Below are 11,991 nucleotides of genomic sequence, written 5' to 3' on the forward strand. Positions count from 1 at the left end.
GCCCAGGTTCCGCACTCCGCCGCGCGGCGCCTGGGCCTCGGTTCCGTTTCAACACAAGGAGATTCACGCCGTGGGCATCATGGACCATATCCCGCACTTCGGCATGGAGTGGAGCGGATCACGAGTCACCTGGCTGGCGAAGAACCTACCGTTCGTTGGGGACGTCGATCTCAGTTCCGCTGGCATCTCCCCGTTCCGCGATGGCGGCCAGATTCCGAACTTCCGCAACGGGGGCCAGATCCCCGACGACCGAGCCGCCCGGCCCCAAGTCTCACTAGCCCGTCTCCACCGCCAACACGGCACCAGCGGAGAGCGCGCGACGTCTGCGCAGCGAGCCGGCGGAGCACTCCCGACCAACCGCGCCCAGGCCACGGAGGCCAACATGGCCGCCCGCCGGCGCCAGGGCGGGGCGTCGGCACCGACCCGACGCCGGCCGAACCCACCACGAGCTCCACGGCACTCCGCCGGCCAGCACACCGGCATCGGCGCCGACATGGCCGCCCTCACTCCGGCATCGGCCGGACTCAGCGGAGGCGGACCCGTCGGACTCCACGCCGTCACCGGCGCGCGGCGCCAGAAACACGAGTTCTGTCCCGGCGTGGCCTGACCGTCATGCGCGGCCGGGATCACCACGCCTGTGAGGTAACGCGCTACCGCCGAAAGAGCTTCGGATTACTCGCCATGAGGTCCCGCGTGCGCTCGCCCAAGTGATAGAACTGGGTGGACTGACAGATCCACCTCGTGGGCGCTTTAGAACCTGCTACCCGGTTGAGTAGAGCACACATCAGGAGTATCCGTCCGCTCCTCATCAGGGTCGAAACCTCGTACGAGTCATACGAAACCAATGGGTCGTGTTTCAGAGCTGTGTATCGGTCCCAGAACAGACGCGCCCACTTGCACTCATCACCACCGACGAACTTCCGGAACGCTGAACCAACGTGCATAGCCAGCAATTCGGCGTACCCCTTGTTCTTGACCTTGGTCCACTTCGGCCTCGTAGTCGACTCCTTCTTGCACGCTCCGACCCAGTACTCGATAGCGACGGCGATGTTCATTAGCTCGACCTCGACCGTCGTCATGCCGAATCGGCGAGCGCTGGTCAACGGCCCCACCGCGCGGGGATGCGTCTCAGCCAACAACAGCCATCGCCGCACGCCTGGCGCACCACCAATTGCCCCGAGTGAGAAGGCCGGCCGCTCGGACTTCTCCGAGGCACGCTTTACCCCCTCGGGAACGTCCATGAGCGAATTGCTCCACAGCGCACCCTTGCTCGGCTCAACGTCCTTCCGGTAGTGAGGGACTAGCGAACCGCCGACGCACGGGACGAAAGCGTCGTAGGCCAAGTTGATTAGATCCTGGAAGGCAATCACCGGGCGAATGAGTTCATACCATGTACCGGGCCTAGATCTGGTGATGGTGAATGTCAGTGGTGTCGACGCCGCGAACTGATCGAACTGGCGCTCGCTAGCTTCCCAACTGACACCAATCTCCAGGGTCCGCCGGTCGCTGATCTCCGCAGTGATCGGAGTCACCCGGCGAACCGTGTAGGTCATTGTGTTGACCCGGCCGTCTGGCTGCCGGTCGTAGTCGATGTGAGCGCCCTTCGCTCCGCTCCACATGACAAGTCCATAGAAGTTCGCGGTGATCGAGACAACCTTCGCACTGGCTAGCTCGCTCGGGTCAACACCGACAACGAATCCGCGCGCGAGGTAGGAGCGTACAGAGATCTTGTTACCCCCCATTACGCTGTTCTCGGGGACACTTCGAATGTCGTAGGCAACCGTCCCGCCGACCTCAGTAGCGCCATAAACGGCGTCTGGCATGGGAGTACTCCCCGGCTGTGGGAGTCCCTCGTCGGGTCGTTTGATAGTCCGAATGGCGAGGTAGTCGTCCTGTTGCTCGGCATGCCCTTGCCAGGAGGTGTCGGCTCGGTTGTAGGTCGCCAGGTCTACCCAAAAATGACCCATAGTTCCACCGAGAGTCTCATCTACCTTCTTGTCCACCGCGTAATCAAAGCACGGACGAAGATTGCGGATTGACGCGCAAGAGTGGGCACGTAGAGGGCACACACGACTGTGACCAGCACATAAGTGCTGGTCACGACGTCGGGCTGACAGGATTTGAACCTGCGACCACTTGACCCCCAGTCAAGTGCGCTACCAAACTGCGCCACAGCCCGTCTGCTCCGCCTGGCGAAGCGAATTCACCTTAGCTCACCCGACGGCCAGACTGCTAATCGCCTGCGTACGGCTACTTTTCGGCGCGCTGACGGTCGACCGCGATCCAGATCGCGGAGACGATCAGAGCCCCGATGATGGAGCCGATGATGCCGCTGGGACGGAACTCGATACCGTCACCGGCGATCAGGCTGATCAAGAGTCCGCCCACGAATGAGCCGATGAGGCCCGAGGCCAGAGCCATGCCCCAGTTGAGCCCCTTGCGGCCGGTTCCGAGGATCAGTTGGGCGGCAGCACCGATGAGCATGCCCCAGAGGACGATTCCGATGATCAACATGCCGGAATTGTGCCACAGCGCCCGAGCACTACTCGTACTCAGGCGCTGTGGGCACGTAGTTACTTCTTTCGGTCGCGCTTGTCGCGCACACGGACGTTGATCCGCACGGGCGAACCGTCGAAGCCGAACCGCTCGCGCAGTTTCCGCTCCAGGAAGCGGCGGTACCCCGCCTCCAGGAAGCCGGTGGTGAACAACACGAAGGTCGGAGGTCTGGTCGCGGCCTGCGTGGCGAACATGACACGCGGCTGTCGCCCTCCGCGCACCGGCGGCGGCGTGGCGGCGATGATCTCCTTGAGCCACGAGTTGAGCTGACCGGTGGAGATGCGCTTGTCCCACGACTCCAGCGCGCCCTCGAGCGCGGGAACCAGCTTCTGGACGCTCCGCCCGGTCATCGCCGAGATGTTCACCCGCCGTGCCCATGGAACGCGCGCCAACTCACGGTCGATCTCGTTGTCGAGTTCGTAGCGGCGGTCCTCGTCGACGAGGTCCCACTTGTTGAACACGACGACGAGCGCACGACCGCTGTCGACGATCATCGACAGCACGCGCAGGTCCTGCTCGGTGATCGTCTGACTGGCATCGATCAGCAGCAGAGCCACCTCGGCCGAGTCCAGTGCCGCACGGGTCCGCAGCGACGCGTAGTACTCGTGCCCGGTGGCGTTCCGCACCTTGCGGCGCAATCCGGCGGTGTCGACGAACTGCCAGGGCTTGCCGCCCAGTTCGATCAACTCGTCGACGGGGTCGACGGTGGTGCCCGCGACGTTGTCGACCACAGCGCGTTCCTCACCGGCCAACTTGTTCAGCAGCGAGCTCTTACCGACGTTCGGCTTTCCGACGAGCGCGACACGCCGCGGACCGCCGACGGCGAATCGTTCGCGCGGCGACTCCGGCAGAACCTCGAGGATCTTGTCCAGGAGATCTCCGGTACCGCGGCCGTGAGCAGCCGAAATGGTGTGCGGCTCCCCCAGCCCGAGCGACCACAGCGATGCAGCCTCGGCTTCCATCCGCTCAGAGTCGACCTTGTTCGCCGCCAGCAGCACCGGGGTCTTCGACCGCCTCAGCACACGGGCGACGGCCTCATCGGTGGCAGTGGCGCCGACGGTGGCGTCCACGACGAGGACGATCGCATCAGCCGTGCGCATCGCGTACTCGGCCTGGGCGGCGATCGCCAGGCCCATCCCCTTGGCATCCGGCTCCCAGCCACCGGTGTCGGTGACCATGAACTGGCGGCCGATCCAGTCGGCCTTGTACGACACACGGTCGCGCGTGACACCCGGGACGTCTTCGACGACCGCCTCACGACGACCGAGAATGCGGTTCACCAAGGTCGACTTGCCGACGTTGGGCCGTCCCACGATCGCGACCACCGGCAGTGCGGCGCTCTCTCCCGCGGCGTCGTCGGTCACGAAATCGGACAGGTCCCAATCGCCCTCGTCCGACCATGTGCCGTCGCCGGCCAGGTTGGGGTCGGCGAACTCGGTGGAGAAATCGTCACTCATGGGCGGACTCCGATCCGCTCGGCGACCAGCTCGGCGAGCCGGTCGATCACTTGCTCAAGGGTCATGTCGCTGGTGTCGACCAGCACCGCGTCGTCGGCCGCGCGCAGCGGCGACACCGCTCGGGTCGAATCCAGATGGTCGCGACGGTTCACGCTGTCGAGGACCTCGGAGAGAATGCTCTCGCGGCCGGCAGCGAGATTCTGCCGGTGACGCCGCTCGGCCCGGGCCTCGGGCGTCGCGGTCAGGAACACTTTGAGTGCGGCGTCCGGGAACACCACGGTGCCGATGTCACGTCCTTCGACGACCAGGTACGCGTCGTCGGCGTGCGCGCGCTGCAGTTCGACGAGCTTCTCGCGCACCCGCGGGTTCGCCGACACCGCGGACACCGCCGCGGTGACCTCGTCGGTGCGGATCTCTCGGGAGACGTCTTCACCGTCGAGGAACACCTGGGTGTCCCCCGCGTCGTCGCCGCCGACCGTCAGCCGGATGTCGGCGGCGTCGACGATGTCGCCGACCTCGTCACCGTCGGGCCGAACTCCCGCCCGCAGGACGGCGAGCGTCGCGGCACGGTACATCGCGCCGGTGTCGAGCATGTGGGCCCCGATGCGGGACGCCAGCTTGCCCGAGACCGTCGATTTGCCGGTTCCCGCGGGGCCGTCGATCGCGACGACCCTCATCGACTCAGCAGCACTCGGTTCGCTGACGCCGGTCACATTCCCACCGCCTTGTACAGCGCGCCGATCTCCTTGTTGTCGAGGACGCGCAGGCTGCCGGGACGCTGCTTGCCGAGCGCCACCGGACCGATGTCGGTACGGACCAGTCGTGTCACGGGGAAACCGACCTCGGCGAGCAGGCGACGCACGACTCGCTTGCGGCCTTCGTGCAGGGTCAACCGGATCAACGACTTGCCCTGATTCACCTCCAGGAGTGCGAACGAGTCGACGCTCACCGGGCCGTCCTCGAGCTCCACTCCCCGACGCAGCTCTCGACCGAGCCCGCGGTTGACCTCGCCGCGCACCGTCGCCAGGTACGTCTTCGGCACCTCGTACGACGGGTGCATCAGGCGATGCGCGAGCTCGCCGTCGTTGGTGAGCAGGAGCAGTCCTTCGGTGTCGGCGTCGAGCCGCCCGACGTGGAAGAGGCGCTGACCGGCCATCACACGCTCGGCGACGATGTCACCGATGCAGGGTCGGCCGTGCTCGTCGCTCATCGTGGAGTGCCAGCCCTTGGGCTTGTTCAGCGCCAGGTACTGCTTGGACTCGTCGATGACGACGCGGGCGCCGTCGACCTTGATGATCGCGGTGTTCGGGTCGATCCGCAGTCCCTGCTCGACGACCACTTCGCCGTCGACCTCGACACGTCCGGCGGCGATCAGTTCCTCGGCGCCTCGACGGGAGGCGACGCCCGCCGCCGCGAGGACCTTCTGCAGTCGCATCCCGTCGGAGACGTAGGTGACGCCGTCGCCCTCCACCTCAGCCACCTGGTGGCGGGCGGGTTTGGAGTTGTTGAGGCGGATCTTGCCCGACTCGACGTCGACGCGGGAGCTGCCTTTGCGATGCGGCTTGCGGCTCGACGGCTGCTGTCCCGGACCACCCCGTTTGGCCGGCGCGCCGCGCTTGCCCGAGGGAGCGCCCTTCTTGCCTGCCGCGTTCTTGCCGCGTGCATTCTGTTTGTCCGACGACGAGCGGTTGGTCCCGCTCCCTCGTCGCTTTCCCGGTGTGCCGTCTCGGCTAGCGGATGCCATGAAGTGTCCTTCGACTGTATTGATTTTCAGGTGGTGTCACGGCCCGAGGCGGCTCAGCCCTCATCGGCCTCCGCCAATGCCTGCGCCGAGACATCAACATTCGATTGTGCCTGGCCACCGCCCAGTTTGGCGAATCGCGGATCGTCGAGGAGTTCCTCGCCGAGGTCGTCGATCACGTCGACGCCCGGAAGCAGGGGTGCGATGTCGGGCAGATCACTCAAGGACGCGAGACCGAGCCGCTCGAGAAAGAGCTCGGTGGTGACATACAGCGTGCCGTTCGTCGTCTCGTCGGTCCCGGCCTCGCTGATGAGCCCGCGTGCGAGCAGTGTCCGCACCACTCCGTCGACGTTGACTCCGCGGATCGCGCTCACGCGAGCACGGGTGACGGGTTGCCGGTAGGCGACCACGGCGAGCGTTTCGAGCGCCGCTCGCGTCAGCTTGCTCCGCGTGCCGTCGAGCAGCAGCTTCTCGACGTAGGGCGCGTAGTCGGAACGGGTGTAGAAGCGCCATCCGTCGCCGGCGAAGCGAAGGTCGATCCCACTGCATGCCGCGGTGAGGTCGGCGCTCATCCGCCGAAGCATCTGCCGGACGCGTGTGCGGTCCTGACCGACAGCGGACGCGAGTTCGTCCACCGTGGCCGGCGTGTCGACGACGAGGAGCACCGCTTCCAGAGCGGCCCGCAACTCGTCGTCTTCCAGGTGATCGCCCTCGTCGATGCCGGCGTCCATGTCGGGTTCGTCCGTCCGCCCATGATCGCTCGTCATCCCCGGTTCTGTCGTCATCCGTAGTCCTCCGACTTCTCGATGTCGATCTCCTGTGCTTCGCGGTCGCCGGTCCAACAGACTTTGAGCTCACCGAGCGGCTCCGGCTGCTCGAACTGCACCGCGCGCTCCCGATACAGCTCGAGCAATCCCAGGAACCGGGCCACCACCTCGAGCCCGTTCGCGCACTCTGCCACCAATGCCCCGAACGTCAACCACTGACCATCCGCCGCGGTGAGCAGTTCGGTGAGCCGTTTGGCCTGTTCGGGCACCGACACCGTGGATCCGTGCAGGTGGTCGAGCCCGACGGTCGGCTTCGGCTTCGGTACGACGGCCGCCGCAGCGATCTCCGCGAATCGCTGCGGATTCACTCCCAGATCCACCTCGGGCAGGAGATCTTCGAACCTCGCCTCCAGCGAAACAGCGCGCGGATACCGTTGCAGCGCTGCCGCCTCCAGTTCGCCGAACAGGACGGCGACCTGCTTGTAGGCACGGTACTGCAGAAGCCTCGCGAACAGGAGGTCGCGGGCTTCGAGCAGCGCCAGGTCTTCGGGGTCCTCCACCTCGCCGGAGGGCAGCAACCGCGCGGCTTTGAGATCGAGCAGGGTTGCGGCGATCACCAGGAACTCAGTGGTCTGTTCGAGGTCGGCCTCGGCGCCCAGCGCCTTGGTGTATGCGATGAAATCGTCGGTCACCACGTGGAGCGCCACCTCTGTGACGTCGAGGCGGTGCTGGCTGATCAGGTTGAGCAGTAGGTCGAACGGCCCGGAGAAGTTGGCGAGGCGGACCTGGAAGCCGTCGCTCCGCCCGCCCGCCTCGGCGTCTGCCGTCTCCGGGCCGGAGGTCGCGGGCCCGTCGCCGACGGGGGTCAGAGTCTCCTCGGTCCCGGTCACGCCTGAGTCTCGTTGCGGGCGATCACCTCACGTGCGAGGTCGCGATACGCTTTCGCCCCCGACGACTTCGGCGCCCATGACGTGATCGGCTCACCGGCGACCGACGTCTCCGGGAACCGCACGGTTCGGTTGATGACGGTGTCGTACACGGCGTCGCCGAACACCTCGACCACGCGGGCCATCACTTCCCGCGAGTGCAGAGTGCGCTGGTCGAACATGGTGACCAAAATGCCCCCGAGTTCCAGCTTGGGGTTGAGTCGATCGTGAACCTTCTCGATGGTGTCGGTGAGAAGTGCGAGCCCGCGAAGGCTGAAGTACTCGCACTCCATGGGAATCACGACGTTGTCGGCGCACGCCAGCGCATTCACGGTGAGCAGGCCGAGCGACGGCTGACAGTCGATGAGGATGTAGTCGTAGCGGTCGGCCACCGGGTGCAGCGCACGGGCGAGCGCCTGTTCGCGCCCGACCTCGGTGACGAGCTGGATCTCGGCCGCCGACAGATCGATGTTCGACGGGAGCAGATCGAGTCCGTCGACGCGGGTGCGCATGAGGACGTCGTCGGTCGCCGCGTACGGCGGGACCAGGAGGTTGTGGACCGTCTCTTCGAGTTCATGGTGCGCCACCCCGAGACCGGCGGACAGCGCCCCCTGCGGGTCGAGGTCGACGAGCAGTACGCGTCGACCGCATTCGGCAAGTGCGGCACCGAGATTGATCGTCGAGGTGGTTTTGCCGACGCCGCCCTTCTGGTTGCACATCGCGACGATGACCGCCGGGCCGTGCTTCTCGCGGGGCGCGGGGTCTGGAATGTCGCGGTAGGGGCGTCCCGTCGGCCCGAGCTTGTCCGCCGGCACGTCGAGTTGACCCTGCTGTGCTTTGCCGCGGGGGTTGGATGCACTCACCTGTTCGATGCTCCTCCCCGGTTGTGCACGCTGCGAAACTGGTCGTCTCGATCCTAATGTGTCGAGACGGACGTCCACGGCAGGCACTCCGCAGACCTGCTGCACCCGGCCGGTCCGTCCATGATCGCCCGACGTCGCAGCCGCAATCGGCGGCGTCGGAGTGTCGGCCGAGTCCTCAACCTCGCCTTGAGACTGAAGCCGACCGCCCGTCGGCGGCTGAACGGGATAGCCGTCGCGACAGCGCGATTCACAGCCTCGGGTGCGGCAACGGCGGCGGCTGGGGTCGGTGGCCCGGGAGGAGTTCGGCGTGGTGGATCTGGTTGACCCGCCACCCGGGCCGCGTTCTCCTGCCGCTGGTTGTGCCGCTGGGTCGCCAGACGACGCGGCCGGCGTGGGGTCCGTCGATCAGGATGGTGGTCTGCCATTGCCCGGGGCGGGGGCCGACGGAGCGGTTGTGACGCCCGCATGCGGCGCCGAGGTGGTCGATGTCGGTGGGTCCGCCGTCGGCCCAGTCCGGGAAATGATGGGCCTGCGTCCGGGTGAACGGGGCTGCGCAGCCGGGGGCGGTGCAGCCGCGGTCGCGGGCGAAGAGCATCAACCGCTGCGCCCGCGACGCCAGCCGGCGTCCCCGTCCGAGGTAGAGGGCTTGTCCGGTGTGGGCGGAGAAGACGGCCAGGTGCGGGGTCGCGGCGGCGGCGACCTCGATCAACTCCGCCACCGGCACCCGAGTCCCGGTCGCGGTCAACGCCACCCCCGCCCGCTCGGCCAACTCCCGGTCGGTGACAGTGATGACCAGATCACCCGACCGCCGACCACCCCCAACACCAGTGCGGGAGGCGCGCAGCAGCGCCTGCAGACCATCGTGGGTGCGCTGCCCGGGCGTGCGAGTATCACGCTCCACCGCGGCCGCCAGAGCGGCCGGGTCGGCCGACTCCACGGTCCCCGACGGGGAGTCCGGGTCGTCGGGATTGTTCATCCCCGGTGCCGCCCACGACGGCAGTGCCGCCTCCATCTCCGCGCGCAACGCCGGGGTGAGGTAGCCGCGGACTTTGCTCATCAGCCGCAGATCCTGGGGCAGGATCGTGAAGCCGCGCAGGCGTTTGCGGTCGCGTTCGTCGGTGACGGTTCCGTCCGGATCCAGGTGCGCCAGCAGTCGGATGCCGGCGGTGCGGACACCGGCCGGACTCAACTCACGCGCGACCCACGCCAACTGCACCTCGGCCCGTGCCCGGGTCTGCGCGTCGATCGCGGTGGGAATCTTGTCCATGACGGCGTCGATCTCCCGGACGTGGTCGGCACCGATCGCACCCTCGCCCACCGCGACCGCAGTCGCCGGCAGTACCGGTTCGCGGGTCTGGCCTTGCAGGTCGGTGAATCGTCCGATGCCGGCGGCGCTGACGCGTCGGCGTCGGGCGGCACCGTCACCGAGCCGCAACCCCTGCGCCAAATACTGATGCACCGACAAATACCCGACCTTGCGGTAGGCGCCGCGGTCGGAGACCTCCACCAGCACCGCGGCGTCCACACCGTCGAGACGACGATGAGTACGTTCCAACGTCTCGACCGTCTCCAGCAGGGTGTCTTCGGTCACCGCGGACAGCGGCAGCGACGCGAACTTGGTCGCCGCAGCCTCCAACAGGCGGGCGAGGGCGGCCGGATCGTCCGGGAGCAGCACTTCTGACGCGACCATCGAACCCACCCCCCGCGACCTGCACAGTGTCCGAGAACACTTCTGCTGTGCTTCTATGTTCGAATCATACGGCCGACCTCTGACAAAACAGTCGGCGCTCGCCTGCGCTCGCGCACTCGTCGTCGTAGTCTGCGAACCATGAGCGACTACGGTCTCGACCTTCGTTTCGGCGTCTTCGTCACAGGTACGTCAAAGGCACCTCAGCAGGCCGTCGACCTGGCTCTGACCGCCGAAGACGCCGGCATCGACATGGTGACGATCCAGGACCACCCGTACCAACCGGCGTTCCTCGACACCTGGACCCTGCTGAGCTTCATCGCCGCGCGGACCGAGCGCGTGATTCTGTCCGGAAACGTCCTCAACCTCCCGCTGCGGCCTCCCGCTGTTCTCGCCCGCGCCGCTGCGAGCCTCGATCTGCTCTCCGCCGGTCGATGCGAGATCGCACTGGGTGCAGGCGGCTTCGTCGACGCGATCGCGGCGATGGGAGGTCCGCGTCGCACCCCCGGAGAAAGCCGTCGTGCACTGGACGAGGCGATCGACGTGATGCGCGCGATCTGGGACACCTCGGCCCGCGGCGGCGTTCATCTCAGCGGTGACTTCTACCAGGTGGACGGCGCCAAACGCGGCCCGGCGCCCGCCCACCCGATCGGCATCACCGTCGGCGCGTACAAACCGCGCATGCTCCGACTCGTCGGCCGCAAATGCGACGGCTGCCTGCCGTCGCTCAGCTATCTGCCGAACGGGGTCAGCGATCTGACCTCGATGAATGCCGTGATCGACGCAGCCGCGATCGACGCCGGCCGTGACCCCTCGGCTATCCGGCGATACCTGAACGTCGGCGGTCACTTCAACGACGCTCGCGGAGATCTGCTCAGCGGTCCGCCGGCATCCTGGGTGGACGAGCTCGCCGGTCTCACCCGCGACTACGGCATCACCGGGTTCATCTTCGCGACGGACGACGCGGCCGAGATCGAGACCATCGGCACCCAGGTGGCACCCGCTGTGCGGGAACTGGTCGCCGAGCACCGGTCGGCGTGAGGGTGGCGAGGGGCGGTACTCAGCGCGCCCGCGGGTGCGCGGTCGCATACACCTCGCGCATCGTGTTGACCGTGACCAGCGTGTACACCTGAGTCGTCGTCACCGACGAGTGACCGAGCAATTCCTGCACCACGCGAACGTCAGCGCCGCCGTCGAGCAGATGCGTGGCGAAACTGTGCCGCAGAGTGTGCGGCGAGACCTCCTTGTCGACACCGGCACGTTCCGCGGCGTCGACGAGCACCTGCCAGGCACTCTGCCGGGACAGTCTTCCGCCCCGGACGTTCAGGAACAGCGCCGGCGTCGCCCGTTTCACCAACGCCGGCCGGCCGCGCACGAGGTACGCGTCCACGGCGTCGATCGCCGGTCCGCCGACCGGCACGATCCGCTCCTTCCCGCCCTTGCCGCGCAAGACGACCGCGCGGTGCTCCAGATCGAGGTCGTCGAGGTCGAGCGAGGTGACCTCCGAAATCCGGGCACCACAGCTGTAGAGCAGTTCGACGAGCGCTCGATCGCGCAGGCTGCGCGGCCCGTCGCCGGAGCCCGCGGCGTCGAGGATCGCGAGAACATCGTCTACCGGCAACGATTTCGGGAGGCGCCGCGGCGGCTTAGGCGGACGTACCGCATGCGCGACGTCGGATCCGGCCAACCCTTCGGCCGTACAGAATTTGTGAAAGCCACGCGCCGCCACCAGCGTCCGCGCGACCGACGAGTCGGCCAGTCCCGGAACACCGCTGCCAGGGTCCCCGCGCCGCAGAGCGACGAGGAAGTCGCGCACATCCTCCTCGGTGATGGCGGCGATCTCGGAGATTCCGCGCCCGTCGAGAAACGACCGATACCGTTCGAGGTCGCGACGGTAGGAGGCGACGGTGTTGACCGCCGACCCGCGTTCCACCGTGAGATGGTCGAGGTAGCGGGCGATCGCGTCGTCGACGGTCGCGGTGGACATCTGTCGC

Annotated in this window: 12 protein-coding genes and 1 tRNA gene; 2 read left to right on the top strand and 11 right to left on the bottom strand. The window is 67.1% G+C overall.

What is annotated here, in order from left to right; genetic code table 11:
* Positions 1–70: 70 nt before the first annotated feature.
* Positions 71–607, top strand: coding sequence for a hypothetical protein (locus tag ACK8HH_RS10365; RefSeq protein WP_006895126.1), 537 nt, complete (start codon positions 71–73; stop codon positions 605–607).
* Positions 608–650: 43 nt separating this feature from the next.
* On the opposite strand, the gene ACK8HH_RS10370 is transcribed toward ACK8HH_RS10365, so the two are convergent.
* The 10 genes from ACK8HH_RS10370 to ACK8HH_RS10415 form a co-directional block, all read right to left on the bottom strand.
* The gene (locus tag ACK8HH_RS10370) at positions 651–2,003 is read right to left on the bottom strand and encodes a HEPN domain-containing protein (RefSeq protein ID WP_062367682.1); all 1,353 of its coding nucleotides are present in this window, start codon (positions 2,001–2,003) and stop codon (positions 651–653) included.
* 102 nt (positions 2,004–2,105) lie between these two features.
* A tRNA-Pro gene (locus tag ACK8HH_RS10375) sits at positions 2,106–2,179 on the bottom strand.
* Positions 2,180–2,250: 71 nt separating this feature from the next.
* Positions 2,251–2,514: a hypothetical protein gene (locus ACK8HH_RS10380; protein WP_045537997.1), complete on the bottom strand. Its 264-nt coding sequence runs from the start codon at positions 2,512–2,514 to the stop codon at positions 2,251–2,253.
* A 59-nt stretch (positions 2,515–2,573) separates the two neighbouring features.
* Positions 2,574–4,013 (bottom strand): ribosome biogenesis GTPase Der, encoded by a 1,440-nt coding sequence (gene der / locus ACK8HH_RS10385; RefSeq protein WP_006898304.1) that lies wholly within the window; start codon positions 4,011–4,013, stop codon positions 2,574–2,576.
* Positions 4,010–4,690, bottom strand: coding sequence for a (d)CMP kinase (gene cmk / locus ACK8HH_RS10390; RefSeq protein ID WP_039868219.1), 681 nt, complete (start codon positions 4,688–4,690; stop codon positions 4,010–4,012). Before cmk ends, der begins: the two co-directional genes overlap by 4 nt.
* A gap of 32 nt (positions 4,691–4,722) precedes the next feature.
* Positions 4,723–5,757: a pseudouridine synthase gene (locus ACK8HH_RS10395; RefSeq protein ID WP_062367681.1), complete on the bottom strand. Its 1,035-nt coding sequence runs from the start codon at positions 5,755–5,757 to the stop codon at positions 4,723–4,725.
* Positions 5,758–5,810: 53 nt separating this feature from the next.
* Entirely contained in the window at positions 5,811–6,485 is a 675-nt protein-coding gene (scpB, locus tag ACK8HH_RS10400; RefSeq protein ID WP_412475731.1) for an SMC-Scp complex subunit ScpB, read from the bottom strand.
* A gap of 50 nt (positions 6,486–6,535) precedes the next feature.
* Positions 6,536–7,411 (bottom strand): segregation and condensation protein A, encoded by an 876-nt coding sequence (locus ACK8HH_RS10405; protein WP_045537992.1) that lies wholly within the window; start codon positions 7,409–7,411, stop codon positions 6,536–6,538.
* Positions 7,408–8,310, bottom strand: coding sequence for a ParA family protein (locus ACK8HH_RS10410; RefSeq protein ID WP_006898309.1), 903 nt, complete (start codon positions 8,308–8,310; stop codon positions 7,408–7,410). The genes ACK8HH_RS10405 and ACK8HH_RS10410 overlap by 4 nt, the downstream gene beginning before the upstream one ends.
* Positions 8,311–8,557: 247 nt before the next feature.
* Positions 8,558–10,000 carry a DUF222 domain-containing protein gene (locus ACK8HH_RS10415; protein WP_412475168.1) on the bottom strand — a complete coding sequence of 481 codons (1,443 nt, stop codon included), beginning with the start codon at positions 9,998–10,000 and terminating at the stop codon, positions 8,558–8,560.
* Positions 10,001–10,138: 138 nt separating this feature from the next.
* On the opposite strand from ACK8HH_RS10415, the gene ACK8HH_RS10420 reads away from it, so the two are divergent.
* On the top strand, positions 10,139–11,038 hold the full coding sequence (locus ACK8HH_RS10420) for an LLM class flavin-dependent oxidoreductase (RefSeq protein ID WP_278123858.1): 900 nt from the start codon (positions 10,139–10,141) through the stop codon (positions 11,036–11,038).
* A 19-nt stretch (positions 11,039–11,057) separates the two neighbouring features.
* Here ACK8HH_RS10420 and xerD read toward each other — a convergent pair whose 3' ends face one another.
* A complete protein-coding gene (gene xerD / locus ACK8HH_RS10425; protein WP_045537988.1) occupies positions 11,058–11,984 on the bottom strand; it encodes a site-specific tyrosine recombinase XerD in 927 nt (308 codons plus the stop codon).
* Positions 11,985–11,991: the final 7 nt, after the last annotated feature.

Origin of the sequence: Gordonia sp. LUNF6 (assembly GCF_047041125.1) — a bacterium.
Lineage (GTDB): Bacteria > Actinomycetota > Actinomycetes > Mycobacteriales > Mycobacteriaceae > Gordonia > Gordonia sihwensis.